We start from the raw sequence: 16,122 nt of genomic DNA, 5'->3' as shown, positions 1-16,122 counted from the left end.
GCCCCATGAAAAAGACACTGATTGTCAGTATGCTGGGCTTTTGCCTGTTTCTTTCTGCGTGCCAGAACGAACTCGAAGAAGATGTTCGGACGCAGGTAACCGACAGTTACCTCAACACGGCATCCGGTTTTCAGGATGCGGTCAATGCGGCCTATGCCTCGCTGAAAACCGTCTTTTGCGCCATTGAAGACAACGGCATCGTTCCTATTCTCACGGTTTTCGGCACGGACACGTTTACCAACGGTTTCGACGGCGGTAATAAAATGCTGAATTTTTACAACAGCGACCTGAACCCCCGCACGACAGCGGTGACCAACAACTGGAACAACCTGTACACGGCCATCAACACCTGCAACACGGTTATTAGCCGCGCCCCGCAGGTAACGGGCCTGACGGATGCGGTCAAGACCGGGCGCGTGGCCGAAGTTCGGTTCATCCGGGCGCAGTACTACTACATGCTGGTCCAGCTTTTCGGCCCCGTACAGCTGGCTTTGACCGAAACGACCGGTATTCAGACCACGGCCACCCGTTCGCCGGTCAGGGATGTCTACGACACGATCATCAAAGACCTGGAGTTTGCCGTTCAGAACCTGCCAGCGACGCAGGCCAACTACGGCCGGGTGAGCAAACCGGCGGCCGAACACGCCCTCGCGCTGGTGTACCTGGCCCGGGCTACGTCCGAAGCCAAGCAGCCCGACGATTACCCGAAAGCCGCCACACTCGCCAAAAACGTCATCAACAACTATTCGTTCAAACTGCTGGATGATTTCGGGAAAGTATTTGAGCAGGGCTCGGGCGAAAAGAATTCGGAGGTGGTGTGGGCTATTCAAAACACAAAAGATGTGATCGCCAACGGCCCCGGCAACACTATGCACCTGTATTTCATCATGAAGTACGACGACTTGCCTGGGATGCAGCGCGACATCGCCAACGGTCGGCCGTATGCCCGTTACAAACCCACTGACTTTGTGCTCAATACACTTTTTGACCGGCAGCGGGACAGTCGCTACACCAAAAGCTTCAAACGGGTTTTCTACTGCAACCGGCCCGGCACTTACACCATCAACGGCCGATCGGTGATGCTGGCTGCGGGCGACACCGCCCTGTATCTGACCGACCGCGAATGGACTACCGCCGAGATAAACCGGGCGAAGTACAACGTCTGGACGCCCAGCCGACAAAATGAGCGCGTTTTTCCTACGCTCAATAAATTTCTGGACCCCGAGCGCCCGGGCGTCAACGACCAGCCCGGTTCGCGGGATCTGCTGTTTTACCGGCTGGCCGAAACATACCTGATTGCCGCCGAAGCTCTTCTCATGAGCGGAAATGCCGCCGAAGCCGCCACGTACCTCAACGTGGTCCGGCGCCGGGCTGCCACCCTGGGCAGTACCCCCGCCGAAACCCAGGCCAACCGGACGGCGATGGAAGTGACGCCCAATCAATTGACCCTCGATTTTATATTAGATGAACGCGCCCGCGAGCTTTTGGGAGAAGGCAACCGCTGGATCGATCTGGCCCGCACCGGGAAACTCATTGAGCGGGTCAAAAAGTACAACCCCTTGGCGGCTGCCAACATCAAGGACCACCACGTCCTGCGCCCGATTCCGCAGCAGCAGATCGACCGGACGGAGGGCGAGTTCCGACAGAATCCGGGCTACTAACAGCGGTTTTAACCGTCTATTGAGCAACGACATTACCCCATGAAACCCATTCTGAAAATCGTTGATACGCAGCAGCACGAGGCTTTTCAGATCATGAAAGTCGAAGAACCGTTCTTCTTTCCGTCCTGGCATTTTCACCCGGAATTCGAGATCATGTATGTCGAGGAAGGCACCGGCATCCGGTTTGTCGGCGACAGCATGGAGCGGTTTCAGCCGGGCGATGTCGTTTTGTTCGGCAGCAACATTCCGCACCTCTACCGCAGCGATATCGACTATTATCACAAAGATTCGAAGCTCCGGTCGAAAGCCCTGGTCGTGTATTTTCGGGAGGATTTTCTGGGCGATTCGTTCTACCAGTTACCGCACGTGAGCCCCCTGGTCCGGTTGATGTCGCAATCCCGACGTGGTATTTTGTTTAAAGGCGCTCACCGTGAAAAGCTCATCACACAACTTCAGCAACTCGACCAGGCCACCGACGGGCTGAGCAAGATCATCGATCTGCTCGGTATCCTGAAAACGATGGCCGACGCGAAGGAGTACGAGGTGCTGTCCAGCCGCGTCTTTACAAAATACAGCAAGGAGGAGGAATGTGAGCGGATCAACCGGGTTTACCAGTACATCATCGACCATTACGCCGAAAACCCGACGCTCGAAGAAGTCTCGACCATTGCCTGCATGAGCCTGACGGCTTTTTGCCGGTATTTCAAATCGCACACGAACAAAACTTACACGCAGTTTTTAAACGAAATCAAAATCGGAAATGCCTGCAAAATGCTGATTGACAGCAAGCTGAACATCTCCCAAATTTGTTTTGAAACCGGTTTTAACAATTTTACGCACTTTAACAGCCAGTTTAAGCGGATCACGGGCATTACGCCGAAGCAGTACCAGCACGCCCACGCCTACCACGGATAAGTCGTGCAGAACCCGTGAATGGGGCGAATTGGCTGCGACCGGGCTACGACCGGGTACGAATCTGGCGAATCTGGTCAACCTCGAAAAGCTGACGGCCAGCACGGCGGGCAACAACACCCCGGTGATTGAAAAAGTAGAGCCTACCCGGGCGGTGATTTTCTGGTTGAATACGGCAACTTTCGGGTTATTGGCGCGGGGATCATGCCCCAGGACTTACACCCTACCGCCATTCGGTAGGGATACAGTTTTGTAACGGGCGTATTCGCCGGGGAGCAGCAAAACGGCCACCGCGCCCTGCGGGAGTACCAGGCCCGGCTGCGGGGATCGCGGGCAGGATACGATACTATTTTCCTGGAAAACCGCTATACGGACTGGACAAACTATTACCCGTACACGACCCTGCGCAACCTCTGGATGTTGTCCCGCTACCTACCCGCCCAAAATCTGCAAATCGAATTTCTGAACAAATGGCGCAACCAGGACAAGTACCCGTCCGATGACATCTTTGCCCCCCGCAACTATTCCTTCGACTACCTGTTTGCCATTACGATGTTCGCCCAGCCGCTGGCGTGGTTCGAAGGCACCGGTTTACCATCAGAAGCCTTTGCCACCAGCGCCTTGATCAGGACCTACCGGCAGCATAGCAGCCGAATTCACGCGGGCAACATCTTCCCGATCGGCAACGAACCGGATGGACGGCAGTGGACCGGTTTTCAATCGATTGCCGATGAAAAAACCGGGTATATGCTCGTATTCCGGGAGGATAATCCGGCGACCCGAATGGCCGTACCGTTACTGATACCACCGGGTAAACAGGTCACCTTTACCCGGGTAGCCGGTAGTGGAAAAACGTTCCGGGCAGGGGTCTCAGCAAGGAAGAGCGTTCCGTTTGAGTTACCGCAGAAAAACAGCTTCGGCCTGTATCAGTATACTGTGACGCCCTAAACCGGGAGATCAAAACGCGCCAGACGCCGTTTTGCAGGCGTTAACCCGCTTTTCCTTGAAAGTCAGCGGAACTTTGACGATTATTACCGCCAAATAACCGTCTCTGGTTTTGGATTAGCCCACTCCTGTAATGCTCCTCACGTTTATCGCGCTCTATCTCCTCTCTAACCTGGCCATCGGGGCCTGGGCGGCCCGAAAAGTGACCAATAGCCAGGATTTTGTGCTGGCTGGTCGGCGGTTGCCGCTGGCGCTGGCGGCTTCGGCGACCTTTGCAACCTGGTTTGGCTCCGAAACCATCATGGGTGCCCCGGCGACCTTTGTCGAGGGCGGGGTTTTAGCGATCATTGAAGAACCGTTCGGGTCGGCCTTGTGTCTGTTTCTGGTGGGGGCGTTCTACGCCCGTCCGCTCTACCGGCTGGGAATCACCACGTTTTCCGATTATTTCAGTTTACGGTTTGGGCGCTCAGCGGAATTCATTTCGGCGGTTTTGGTCATTCCCTCCTACTTTAGCTGGATTGCCGCCCAATTTATCGCCATCGGCATTGTGCTGAACCTGGTGACGGGCATTCCGATTTTCTGGTGCATTGCCTCCAGCGCGCTGATTGTGATGATTTATACCATGATGGGCGGGATGTGGTCGCTGTCCATCACCGACTTTTTGCACAACATCATTATCATTATTGCCCTGATTATCATCGCCGTGATTCTGTATAACCAGACCGGCGGGATCGAATCCATCGTGCAGAAGACCAAACCCGGTTTTTTCCGGTTTCTGCCCCCGCCGACGATGAAAGACAGCCTTAGCTGGATTGCCGCCTGGATGACCATCGGGCTGGGGTCGATTCCGCAGCAGGACATTTTTCAGCGCGTGATGTCGGCGAAAGACGAGCGAACCACCGTCCGGGCCTCGTACCTGGCGTCGGGTCTGTACCTGACCATCGCCATGCTGCCGCTGTTCATCGGGCTGGCCGGGAAACAACTCTACCCGAATCTGGGCCAGGACAACCAGATGCTGATTCCGAACATGGTGCTGCAACAGGGCAGTATGCCGCTGCAAATTCTGTTCTTCGGTGCGTTACTGTCGGCCATTCTGAGCGTGTCGAGCGGGGCGATTCTGGCACCGGCGACGGTTTTTGGGGAAAACATCTTCCGGTTTTTCCGGCCCGACATCAGCGACAAAACCTTGTTGCTCACAATCCGGCTGGCCGTCGTCGTGATCACGCTCATCTGCGTCTGGATGACAGCCGCCCGCGATGTCAACATTTTCGAGCTGGTCGGCGAATCGTCGGCGTTCAGTCTCGTGTCGCTATTTGTGCCCCTCACGGCCGGTTTGTACTGGAAACGGGCCAACACGCTCGGCTGCCTGCTCTCGATGATCGGCGGGATTCTGGTCTGGTTCGTCTGTCTGGCGCTGGAAACGGAGTATTCGGCCATGATTTACGGCCTCTTGGCCAGCACGGCGGGGATGGTTGTCGGGGTACTAATTGGCCCAAAATCACCCCCAACCCCCTGAAGGGGGCTTTCAGCACCCGGATGTTTATAGCCCCCTTTAGGGGGTGGGGGGCAAACCGGCTCAAAAAAACGTCTGATTGATCTTCCCAATATAGCCCGGACTTTTTTGTGACAAGAGCAAATCCTGAATCTGCGGCCCGACATTCGGATACAGATTCAGCGAATCCAGCGCCCGAACCGGTTTCCAGACCACGGCCAGCGCCGAGGTTTCGGCCGGGTTCAGCACCGGCAGACCGCCGATCAGTTGCCCCGTAAACACCACGTGTAACACATCGTCTTTGCCGGTTTCGGGCAAAATGACCTCGCCCGCCAGCGCCAGCGGCCCCACTTCCACGTCCACGCCCAGTTCTTCCTGCAACTCGCGCACGACGGTTTGTTCGAGCGTTTCGCCTTTGTCGGGATTGCCGCCCGGTAAGGCATACACGTCGGTTTCGCCGTAGCGGTAGTGCATCAGCAGTACGTGGTTATTTTCGATGAGCAGCACAGCGGGCCGAACTTTCATACACAGGAAAGAATTTGCGGGAATACCGAAGGTAAAATACGACAAAATGGATACTTTTGGCAATGTACTACTAAACCCCGGTATGAAAACGATTCTGACATTTCTGAGCTTTCTGGGCTTATTCTCCTGCTTATCAACGGGTCCGGCCGAAGCCAAAGACGCTATCCTGGTTTTTTCAAAAACAAAAGGCTTCCGGCACAAATCCATCGAAGTCGGCAAAGCCAGTATTTATAAACTCGGCCAGGAGAACGGATTCAACGTCGACACCACCGAAAATGCGGCCCTGTTTACGCCCGACAACCTGAAGAAATACAAAGCCGTAGTCTTTCTGAGCACCACCGGCGACATTTTAAACAACGAACAACAGGCGGCTTTTGAGCAATACATCAAAAAAGGGGGCGGTTTTGTCGGCATTCACGCGGCTGCCGATACCGAGTACGACTGGCCCTGGTACAACCAGCTCGTCGGCGCGTACTTCCTGAGCCACCCGAAACAGCAGAACGCCGAAATCGAGATTGTCGACAAGAAACACCTCTCGACCAAGATGCTGCCCGACCGCTGGAAACGCTACGATGAGTGGTACAACTACAAAAGCATCGTCGAAGGCATCAAGGTGATTGGAAAACTGGATGAGAAGACGTACGAAGGCGGTAAAAACGGCGACAATCACCCGTTCATCTGGTACCGCGAATTCGACGGCGGGCGGTCGTTCTACACGGGCGGGGGCCACACCGACGAATCCTACAGCGACCCGCAGTTCCTGCAACACATCCTCGGCGGGATTAAGTACGCAATGGGGAAAAAGAAGTAATTGATTATTACACAGGGTTAATCAGAGAGGATCAGGGTTTATCGGAGTATTTCTCTGATTCTCTCTGATTAACCCTGTGTAACAACCCAACTCACCCTACCCGATCTTGATCTTCCGCCCGGTTTCGGCGGCCTGGTAGGTGGCGGTGATGATTTTCATATCCTGCATCCCTTCCTCGCCCGTGATGTGCTTCGGCAGTTGCTTGCCGTCGATCAAATCCTTGCAAATCCCGTCCATGTGCATGGCCTGGTGATTGACGACCGGTTTTTCAATCGGCCCTTTGCTCGTCATGCCTTTCAGCGGGCCGTAGCCAAACGCCGGGCGCAGCTCGAACCAGCCGTTTTCGGCCGACGCGTACAGCCGCTCCACGCCAGCCGCGTAGCTCGTGGTTGAGGTCGACGTGATGCCCCCCGGAAATTCGAACTGCCAGTACATACCTTCTTCCACATCCTTGAACTTCTCCGGATTGGTTTTGGGGGCAAACTGAGCCGTCACCGAAATCGGTTCCAGGCCCGTCACCAGCCGCACACCCTGAATGGCGTAGATGCCCACATCCATCATCGGACCACCGCCCGCCAGCGCTTTTTTGAGCCGCCACTGGTTCGGATCACCGGCTTTGAACCCGTCGCTGGCTTCCAGAAACTTGATATTCCCAAACACCTTTTCCCGGCCCAGTCGCATCATTTCCTGCGTAAACGGTTCGTAATGAAGTCGGTAGCCGATCGCCAGTTGCCGGTTTGCCTTCTTGCAGGCATCGATCATTTCCTGGCATTCCTTCACCGTCACCGCCATCGGTTTTTCGCAAATGACGTGCTTTCCGGCTTTAGCCGCCCGGATGACGTACTCGGCGTGCATCGAGTTGGGCAGCACCACGTACACGATGTCGATGTCTTTGTTGTCGATAATCCGGTCGAACGTTTTGTAATCGTAGACGTTCGCTTTCGGAATGTTGTATTTGGCCGTCCACTCTTCGGCTTTGGCGGGTGTTCCGGTCACGATCCCGGCCAGCCGGACGTGCTGGGTCTGTTGCAAGGCCGGAGCCAATTGGTTTTTGGCGTAGCCTCCTAAACCGACCAGCGCCATCCCGAGTTTGCGACCCGGTTGCAACGGTTCGCCCAGGTGCGACACCAGCGTGTTGATCCGGGCAAACTGGTCCTGCTGATTCAGCGTGGACGCATAGCCCGCCAGGGGCAACGAAAGCGCCGATGCGCCCAGCCCTTTGGAAAGTTTTTGGAGAAAATCCCGTCGATTGGTATTCATGAAAAAGGGGTTTTAGGAGAATACTAGTTTACCGACAAAAGCGGTGGGACAGGAGAGAAAAGACGGTTTTCGTCCATCGTTTGCCCAGCCGCTTTCATACCATCATAAGTGGCACAAAGCTAAGGAAGTAACGCAGTTTTGAAAGGCGGTTTACTAAAATTTAGGCGTTTTGAATATAAATTCCTGTCAGCGTCGAGACGGCCGAAGATCCTGACAGCCGATACATGACGTCTCTACTCTTTTGTCTTACGTCTCTTGCCTTAAAATTATTCCAGCCGGACCAGAATCCGGATGTTGGTGTTGCGGCCTTTGTCGTCGGCGCAGGAAATTTTCAGCGGACCCGGCTCCGGGCTGAAGAAAACGCCTTCCGTTGGCGCGGCTTTACGGTAGAGTTTGTCGTTGAGGTACCAATACACCTCCTTCACCTCGTTGTCGGCCTGGCAACTCAGTTGCAACTGCTGCGGCTGGCGGGCGCTGATGAAATACTCGCTGCCGTCGGTCGGGCTGACAATCTGCGGCCCCCGCTGCGCAAACACCCGCGTACAGGCCGGATTGTGGGGCGGAATTTTCCCGTACGGAATCCGGCGACTTTCGTAAAACGCGATCAGTTCCGGGGCCAGATTCGGGTACAACGTCTGCACCGCACCACCGGTTTCGCCGTCGGCCGCTGCGGGCAGGCAATGGGCGCAGTACGAAATCGTCCGGGCTGCGTTGGTCCAGACGGCTTTGCGGTGCTGGCAACGGCGGTAGGGCGAGACGCCCATGATGGCATAATCGACGAGTTTGTGTTCGCAAAATTCGCCCGGCACGTCGCCGGTTTCGGCGCAGACTTGCCGCATCGACAGGCTTTTCGGCATCCGGAACCAGCCGCTGCCCGAATTGTAGTCAATGGCGTTGAAAATGCTGAACAGCAAAGGCGTGGCGATGTTGGCCCCGCTCAGTTCGGGCACGCCCTCGCCCGAAAAATTACCGACCCAGACGCCTACCGTGTAGCGCTTGTTGTAGCCGATGCTCCAGGCATCCCGCCGACCATACGAGGTGCCGGTTTTCCAGGCAATGCGTGGCAGGTGGTAGCTGTTGTCGAAATTGTTGGGCAGGTCCGGGCGCGTGATTTGCGTGAGCGTGTTCGTGATCAGAAAAGCCGCTTCTTCCGAAATGAGCTGGCTTTTTTTCGCCGGTTTTTCGTCGGCTTCCGGAGTTACGAGGTTTAACGCACCGACTTTCCCGCCGTTGGCAAAAGCCGCAAACAGCCGCGTGAGTTCTTCCAGTGTTACACCACAACCGCCCAGAATAACCGATAACCCCAGGTCTTTCGACTGTTTTTTGATGGTTTCAAACCCGGCTTTTTTCAGGTAATCCACAAACGTTGACGTGCGAACCTGCTGCAAGGCCTTCACGGCCGGAACGTTCAGCGAATTTGCCAGCGCCGATTCAACCGTGATGGGGCCGTAAAACTGGCGGTCGTAGTTTTCGGGTTCGTAGCCCGAAAAATTGGTCGGCACGTCGTTCAGCACGGTTTTTGGCGTCATCAGCCCTTTGTCGAAAGCCACCGCGTAGAGCAGCGGTTTGAGCGTACTGCCCGGCGACCGCACCGCCCGAACGCCATCCACCTGCCCCCCATCGAAGCGATTGGCAAAATCCGCCGAGCCGACGTAGGCTTCCACGGCCAGCGTCTGGTTATTCACGACCAAAACGGCTGCATTGTGGATGTTCATCGCCCTCACCCGCCCAACATAGCTGGCGACCAGTTGCTCAGTTTGCGCCTGGCGATTCGGCCGCAACAAGCTGTGAATGATGGGCTGGTCGGGATGCTGCTTTTTCAGCCGCAAAGCCAGATGGGGCGCCTGTTTGGGCAAGGCCCGGCGGTGGGTGTTCAGCGGTTCGGCCAGGGCGTCCCGGATGGTTTCGGGCGTAAACAGGTCGGTTTTTCGAAACCGGTTCAGCCAGCGATTTCGCTCCTGCACGATCAGCGGGTTCGTTCGCCCGAGCCATAGCGTAGATGGGCGGTTGGGAATGATCGTCAACGTCGTGATTTCGGCCAGGCTCAGCAACTGGGGCGGTTTTCCGAAGTAGATCATTGAGGCCGATTTAATGCCTTCGATGTTGCTGCCGTACGGAACGAGGTTAAGGTAAAGTTGCAAAATCTCGTCTTTCGAAAACCGCATTTCGAGTTGCATGGCCCGAAACCATTCGATGAGCTTGCTGCCGTAGGTTCGTTCCCGCGGTTCGAGCAGCCGGACCACCTGCATCGTGATCGTCGACGCCCCCGACGTCCGGCGACCCGTGACGAGGTTCCGGAAAGCCGCCCGCGCCATGGCAACCGGGTTAAAACCGGGGTGGTAATAGAAGTACTTGTCTTCCTTGTAGAGAATCGTTTTCCGCAAAACCGGCGTGATTTCGTCCAGTTCCGTCGCCAGCCGCCACTTGTCGTCGTCGCTCAGAAAGGCGTGGAGAATGGTGCCGTCGGCCGCCCTGATGACGGTCGAATACCGGGGCCGGACCTTCAGCGGAAACGCCAGATTCAGCACCATGAAAACCGCAAGCAGCACCAGCAGGGCTTTTACCCAGCGTTGTTTCCAGAATTTTTTGGTGATGTACCGTAATTTTTCCAATATGCGATCGCTTAGCTTAAACCCCCAATCCCTGAAGGGGGCTTTGGAATCCGGATATTTAAGCCCCCTTCAGGGGGTTGGGGGTACTTACATAGACAATCCAGCCATGAAAATTCAATTTTTTGGGGCCGCCCGCACCGTTACGGGCAGCAAGCACCTGATCACGACCCAACGCGGCACCCGTATTCTGCTCGACTGCGGTTTGTTTCAGGGCATCAACACGGACGATCTGAACCAGGATTTTCGGTTTAAAGCCGCCGACGTCGATTATTTAATTCTGTCACACGCCCACATCGACCATTCGGGCTTGATTCCGCGTCTGGTCCGGAAGGGTTTTAACGGCCCGATTTATTGTACGCCCGCAACGGCTGATCTGTGTCGGCTGATGCTGCTCGACAGCGCCCACATCCAGGAAAAAGACCTCGAACGGGTCAATAAACGCCGGGAACGCCAGAATCGGCCGTTGCTCGAACTGCTGTACGAAACCGCCGACGTCGAGCGCGCCCTCGAACTCCTGAAACCGGTCGAGTACGGCCAAACGTTCTGGCTCAGCCGCGACGAAGTGAGCGTGCTGTTTACGGATACCGCCCACCTGCTCGGGAGCGCAGCCATCAGCCTGACCGTCCACGAAACCGGTCCGAACGGCGAAGCGGTCGAAAAACGACTGTTTTTCAGTGGTGACATTGGCCGACCGCACGACAAGATACTAAAAATGCCGGAGCCGTTTCCGCAGGCCGATTACATCATTTGCGAATCGACCTACGGCGACAAGCTCCACGAGCCCGAACCCGACATGCGCGCCCATCTGCTCCGGATTGTGCACGACACCTGCGTTGTGCGTCGGGGCAAACTCATCATCCCGGCGTTTGCCGTCGACCGGACGCAGGAGTTGATTTATGCCTTCGACCAGTTGGCGAATACCGGTGAGCTGCCGCGCCTGCCGGTGTACATCGACAGCCCGATGGCCGTCAAAGCCACGCACCTGATGAAAGCCCACGAGGAGTGTTTTAACCCGGAAATTCTGGCGTACATCGAGAAAGACGGTGACGCCTTTGCCTTTCCGAACCTGCATTACGTCTCGGACGTGGAAGATTCCAAAGCCATCAACGACCGCGACGAACCCTGCATCATCATTTCGTCGTCGGGCATGGCCGAAGCCGGGCGCATCAAGCACCACATCAAAAATAACATCGAAGATGCCCGTTGCACGGTATTGATCGTGGGCTACTGCGGCCCCGAAACGCTGGGCGGGGCGCTGAAGCGGGGCGATGCGGAAGTGAAAATTTTCGGTGAAACGTTTCAGGTGAAAGCCGACATCGAGGTAATGGATTCGTTCAGCGCGCACGGCGATTACCGCGAGATGCTGGATTTTCTGGCGTGCCAAAACCCGGCGCAGGTGAAGCAGGTGTTTTTGGTCCACGGCGAGTACGACCGCCAGATTTTGTTCCGACAAAAGCTCCAGAGCGCTGGTTTTCAGAATGTTTACATTCCGTCCCTGTACGAAGCGGTCAACCTGTAGCCGGTTTTGGTTCACCCAACGCTTAAAAAGGACAAAAACCGCACATTTTTTTGCGGTTTTCGCTTGCAAAACTAATTTAAACGCTCCATCTTTGCAGTCCCAAATCAGGGGAAACGAGCTGCCGAAGTGGTGAAATTGGTAGACACGCACGTTTCAGGGGCGTGTGCCTTCACGGGCATGCGAGTTCGAGTCTCGCCTTCGGCACACCATCAAACCCATAGCTAACTGTAAATCAGTCGGTTATGGGTTTTTTGTTTTTGTTCGGGGACGGAATCGGGGACGGAATTATGAATTATTACTAATAATAAATTAGAAAAGAGGTGAACCCATTAGAAAAAATAGAAACCTTAAAATGGTTGTTAAGCGATGAGAGTACATATACTTATTATAAGTCGATTATAAGTAAAAACTATTTCAGGGAGGAGAAAGCAGCCTATCTAAGAGGAGAAATAGATTACGGATTAGGCGAGGATATGAAACCATTGCTTGATCAAATGGCTAAAACTGACTTACAGCCAGATATTGAGAGGGAAATGAGGTTCTCGGAATTAATAAAAAGTCCAGCAAAGGTTCTTGCAAAATTTAAGACGAAAGTTGATCAAGACTATGGAATCAATATAGATATAGTTGAGTTCTGGGAAAAATATTATGCTGATTTGACTGGATTTGAACCCGGCGCAATGGAGAAGTTTAAAGAGGAAAACATAATTAAACAAATCATTGAGTACGCGGAGGAAGAAAAAAATAGGTTTAATAGAGTTGCCAGCAACTTACAAAAAGAGCCTACTTCACTGCAAATAATCGAAGATAAAACAGATAGCTCGTTACATTTACCATTTCTACACTTCTTTGCTGATAAAGAAAAGCACGATTTTACATTTAAAGCTTTAAGACATTTCTCGTTTATTAACCCGAAAGGGGAATGCATCCTTAAAGGTAGATTCGAAGGAAAGATAGCAGCATTCATAGAAGCATTAGTAAGAAATGGTATTTTACCAATGAATAAAGACACATATCAACATAAGCTTTTCTGTAAGATTCTGGATTTGCCGCCGAAGCGGTTTAAAAAAGAGAGTAAGCAATATGATGAAATATTTGAAAAGGTTGACAAATATTGCAAGGAGAACTACAAAAATAGGTAATACTTTTCTATGTCTTCAGTTGTCTTGAACTTTCTTGATGTGTCCTGAACGGTTCAGGGATTTTTACTTAATTACAGTATCACCAATTAAAGCTGATGAATACTGTAAAAACGCTTCAGATCGAGCAGTTAGACGCTCAGACCATTCTTACCAAGTTTTCTTCTTTAGAAAGCGCAATCAATCAATTAATGATGCGCATTACTCATCAAGCCCCTGACGAGTTTCTAACACGCGAAGAGGTAGCCGCCTTACTTAAAGTATCTAAAGTAACTATCTGGAATTGGGATAAGAAAGGATTACTAAAGCCCTACCGGCTTGGTAACCATGTCAGGTATAAAAGAAATGAAGTACTTGATTCTGCAAATCTCATTAGAAAGGCTAATTCTAATTGATTGGGTCCCATACAGGCAAGAAGGTATTTAAGCTACTGAAAGGGATGCTTATTCTAATTGAATGGGTCCCATATAACGCATGAAGTTGTTCAAGCTTCGTGCTTGCTAGCTTATCTAAATTTTCTTATTCCTATTTATTACTTATAACAAGTTAGAAAAAGTCTAAAAAGTTGTCCCACCATGATTGACACAATACAAATAATCCAGCCGTTTCGTACACCACAAGAAGTAGAAGATTGTATTCAATTCTTAAAAGAGAATTACTCTGTTGATAAAAATACAAGATCAACAAGTGATAATTCAAAGGCACCGTTTGAAACACACACTTGCTATGATAATGGATTTAAGATATGGATTGCCCAGAACAATATATATTTACAGGGAAGTCTAACAAAATTATACTTTGGTAACAACTTCCTGTTGTTGAATAGTAACCAGTTACAAGAAGCCTACTCTATCTTGCAGTCACGGTACTACTTTATAGACTGGTCAAGAGCAATACACAAAAGAATTGACATTGGAGTAAGTATACAATTACCATTACCGCCTTCATCAATAACTGGGAAAATAGTAGGGTGTAAAAGAATGAAAAAAACCAACTTTGAAAGCAATGGAGAAAGTGTAGTTATTGGAAACACCTCACATCAAATTATATTTTATGACCAAACTGCATGTGCAAAAAAAGAAATGGCAAAAAATGGACTAGAAAACACTGTTCCAGAAAATCTTTTACGTATAGAGTATAAGCTTTTTAATAAGTATCAAATCATGAAACATTTCGGCACAAAAAACGTGACTGTAGAATTTATTCTAGACAACGTGAACCGATTACCTGAAATATGGTATACAATGTATAGTGATGTTGAGAAAGACTATACAGCCACTATCGGTCTATTTAGAACTCAAAGAGAAATGGAAATGAAAGCAATTATTGAATGCGGCATTGACTCAATAAGAGAGACTCTTGAAATAAGTTATAAGGCAAACCTGCTATCTAAGAGTACAAAGCAGAATATTAAAAAATACTTGTCTACAATTGAGAAATTTAAATCTGCTAATGCTTCATCAACAGACTCAATCAAAGTATTAGATTCAAAAATTAAGACTTTCATGCAGAATAATACATTTTCTCAATCAAAGCTAGTAGCTTAGAAACATCTCAATATCAAATGGGCCGTAAAAGTATAAATACGCATTCTACAACTGATTCTTTTTGTATTAAGTTGGGTTACCTTCTTAAGCAAGGCTTCTTTATCAAAAATGAAGAGGTATCAGGAGAGTTATCTTGGTATGACCAACTAGGGAATATTAGAGGTAAAATCTCACTAACAACATATTACCCACCAGACAACGAACCATACATGAATTTAGTCTACAAAATTAATAATGCTTTCAATCTGGAAGCAACTGTACATAATGAGGTAATCCAGTTAAGATCAATAAAAAGCAATTTAGAAAAAGGGAACGTATTATACTTTATCTGCCCAGTAAATAATAGTCATTGTCGTACTCTTTTCCACAATTTCGACAATGGAATTTGGCAAAGTAGGACTTCTTTCAGTCGTAGGCTATATTATAATTCCCAACTTTTATCGAAGCAGAATTATATTTATGATAGACATTATAATCTCACTAATCAACTAAACGAAATGTTATCGAAACGCTTTACCGCATTTTATAAAGGGAAACTTACTAAAAGAGCGATAAAAATGTCATGTACATTAAATAAACTAAATAAAGTGCAATTAAAGATGATTAAATCTATGTTAGTTCTAAAAAACAACAAGAGCATTTAAAGCAGCCAGACAAACCTTGATCTAAATTAATTATTGATAAATAGCTTTTATTCCTAATAATTTAGATTAGCACATCAAATAGTTAAGCGATTAGAGAAAAGACGTAAGGTACTCATTACCCCCTCTATGATTAAAATACCATCTTAAATTTAATGAATACCATGATAGGTTAAAGCTAAATTCAATACATAAAAAAATCTTTACATAAGCACTCAAGGTTATTGAGATGAAGCAAATTAAATAAGCCTACTTAAACACTGTGTTTTGTTTATATCTTTAGTTAACAGGAGTACTCGCTAAGGTGTAGTAGAAACAATTTCAATTAAAAATTTTTCTCCACTTTATCTTTTAATATAAATCCTGTTATTTCCTTCCCATTGTCACTCATAAATTTCACTTTATAAAAGTATTTTGTTTCCGACAACTTTGTCACCCTTGAGCCAGACATAAGATTATTTACTTCTATTGATTTAATATTTGGTTTACTGTATACAACTGCTAATGATTTAACTTGAATAACATTACCACTATTAGAATAATTGAAGTTATTTCTATATGGGTTTGCGAATATCCATATACCGACTAGAAAACACAGGCAAAGAAAAACCACTTTAAATGATAAATAATTCGGCTTTTTTACTTTCTGTAATTGATTTAATACAAATAACTCACCATCATACTCATATACTTTCTCCATATACCTTTCAATTGCTTTTACTAAGGCATACTTATTATTGAATATTTCTTTTTTTATTGCTTCCTGTCGTTCAAAGTCTGAGTTAGACCTAGTTTGCTGAGAATATGATGAAGATGAGTTAGAAGATGTGTAGGTTGATTTCAATCTTAAGTCATACTCTCTCCTCTTATCAACATTTGATAGAATTTCGTATGCCTCATTAATACTTTTGAACATCTCGGCTAAAAAAACATCCCCATCATTTTTATCAGGATGAAATTTCACTGATAATTTTCGGTATGCTTTTTTTATATCTTCTTGTGTAGCTTCAGGTTTTACCCCTAACTGGTCGTAAAAGTTCTTTATCATAGCTTAATCT

At 49.7% G+C, this 16,122-nt stretch carries 13 protein-coding genes and 1 tRNA gene; 10 read left to right on the top strand and 4 right to left on the bottom strand.

What is annotated here, in order from left to right; translation table 11 throughout:
* Positions 1–5 precede the first annotated feature (5 nt).
* The 4 genes from ACO2Q8_RS05325 (at position 6) to ACO2Q8_RS05310 (ending at position 5,034) form a co-directional block, all read left to right on the top strand.
* The gene (locus tag ACO2Q8_RS05325; protein ID WP_423343755.1) at positions 6–1,661 is read left to right on the top strand and encodes a RagB/SusD family nutrient uptake outer membrane protein; all 1,656 of its coding nucleotides are present in this window, start codon (positions 6–8) and stop codon (positions 1,659–1,661) included.
* A gap of 39 nt (positions 1,662–1,700) precedes the next feature.
* Entirely contained in the window at positions 1,701–2,576 is an 876-nt protein-coding gene (locus ACO2Q8_RS05320) for an AraC family transcriptional regulator (RefSeq protein WP_423343754.1), read from the top strand.
* A 414-nt stretch (positions 2,577–2,990) separates the two neighbouring features.
* On the top strand, positions 2,991–3,521 hold the full coding sequence (locus tag ACO2Q8_RS05315; protein ID WP_423343753.1) for a hypothetical protein: 531 nt from the start codon (positions 2,991–2,993) through the stop codon (positions 3,519–3,521).
* Positions 3,522–3,651: 130 nt separating this feature from the next.
* Positions 3,652–5,034 (top strand): sodium:solute symporter family protein, encoded by a 1,383-nt coding sequence (locus tag ACO2Q8_RS05310; RefSeq protein ID WP_423343752.1) that lies wholly within the window; start codon positions 3,652–3,654, stop codon positions 5,032–5,034.
* 60 nt (positions 5,035–5,094) lie between these two features.
* Here ACO2Q8_RS05310 and ACO2Q8_RS05305 read toward each other — a convergent pair whose 3' ends face one another.
* Positions 5,095–5,535 carry an NUDIX domain-containing protein gene (locus ACO2Q8_RS05305; RefSeq protein WP_423343751.1) on the bottom strand — a complete coding sequence of 147 codons (441 nt, stop codon included), beginning with the start codon at positions 5,533–5,535 and terminating at the stop codon, positions 5,095–5,097.
* A gap of 82 nt (positions 5,536–5,617) precedes the next feature.
* Between ACO2Q8_RS05305 and ACO2Q8_RS05300 the strand changes: the two genes are divergently transcribed.
* Positions 5,618–6,346 (top strand): ThuA domain-containing protein, encoded by a 729-nt coding sequence (locus tag ACO2Q8_RS05300; protein WP_423343750.1) that lies wholly within the window; start codon positions 5,618–5,620, stop codon positions 6,344–6,346.
* 96 nt (positions 6,347–6,442) lie between these two features.
* Here the strand turns inward: ACO2Q8_RS05300 and ACO2Q8_RS05295 are convergent, their stop codons facing one another.
* Together ACO2Q8_RS05295 and pbpC are read right to left on the bottom strand one after the other, a co-directional pair.
* Positions 6,443–7,606: a Gfo/Idh/MocA family protein gene (locus tag ACO2Q8_RS05295; RefSeq protein ID WP_423343749.1), complete on the bottom strand. Its 1,164-nt coding sequence runs from the start codon at positions 7,604–7,606 to the stop codon at positions 6,443–6,445.
* 266 nt (positions 7,607–7,872) lie between these two features.
* Positions 7,873–10,137, bottom strand: coding sequence for a penicillin-binding protein 1C (gene pbpC, locus ACO2Q8_RS05290; RefSeq protein ID WP_423344140.1), 2,265 nt, complete (start codon positions 10,135–10,137; stop codon positions 7,873–7,875).
* Positions 10,138–10,324: 187 nt separating this feature from the next.
* On the opposite strand from pbpC, the gene ACO2Q8_RS05285 reads away from it, so the two are divergent.
* From ACO2Q8_RS05285 to ACO2Q8_RS05265, 5 genes are all read left to right on the top strand, one after another.
* Positions 10,325–11,737: an MBL fold metallo-hydrolase RNA specificity domain-containing protein gene (locus ACO2Q8_RS05285; RefSeq protein WP_423343748.1), complete on the top strand. Its 1,413-nt coding sequence runs from the start codon at positions 10,325–10,327 to the stop codon at positions 11,735–11,737.
* A gap of 120 nt (positions 11,738–11,857) precedes the next feature.
* Positions 11,858–11,941: transfer RNA gene (locus tag ACO2Q8_RS05280), tRNA-Leu, on the top strand.
* Between the two features lie 116 nt (positions 11,942–12,057).
* A complete protein-coding gene (locus tag ACO2Q8_RS05275; RefSeq protein ID WP_423343747.1) occupies positions 12,058–12,879 on the top strand; it encodes a hypothetical protein in 822 nt (273 codons plus the stop codon).
* A gap of 95 nt (positions 12,880–12,974) precedes the next feature.
* Complete coding sequence (locus tag ACO2Q8_RS05270; protein ID WP_423343746.1) at positions 12,975–13,271, top strand: helix-turn-helix transcriptional regulator; 297 nt, start codon at positions 12,975–12,977, stop codon at positions 13,269–13,271.
* A 180-nt stretch (positions 13,272–13,451) separates the two neighbouring features.
* Positions 13,452–14,423 (top strand): phage/plasmid replication domain-containing protein, encoded by a 972-nt coding sequence (locus tag ACO2Q8_RS05265; RefSeq protein WP_423343745.1) that lies wholly within the window; start codon positions 13,452–13,454, stop codon positions 14,421–14,423.
* A gap of 966 nt (positions 14,424–15,389) precedes the next feature.
* Here the strand turns inward: ACO2Q8_RS05265 and ACO2Q8_RS05260 are convergent.
* Positions 15,390–16,112, bottom strand: a complete 723-nt coding sequence (locus ACO2Q8_RS05260) for a J domain-containing protein (RefSeq protein ID WP_423343744.1) — start codon at positions 16,110–16,112, stop codon at positions 15,390–15,392.
* Between the last annotated feature and the right edge of the window lie 10 nt (positions 16,113–16,122).

The organism is Larkinella sp. VNQ87, from assembly GCF_049445795.1.
Taxonomy (GTDB): domain Bacteria; phylum Bacteroidota; class Bacteroidia; order Cytophagales; family Spirosomataceae; genus Larkinella.
This window is presented reverse-complemented; position numbering and strand designations above follow the sequence as displayed.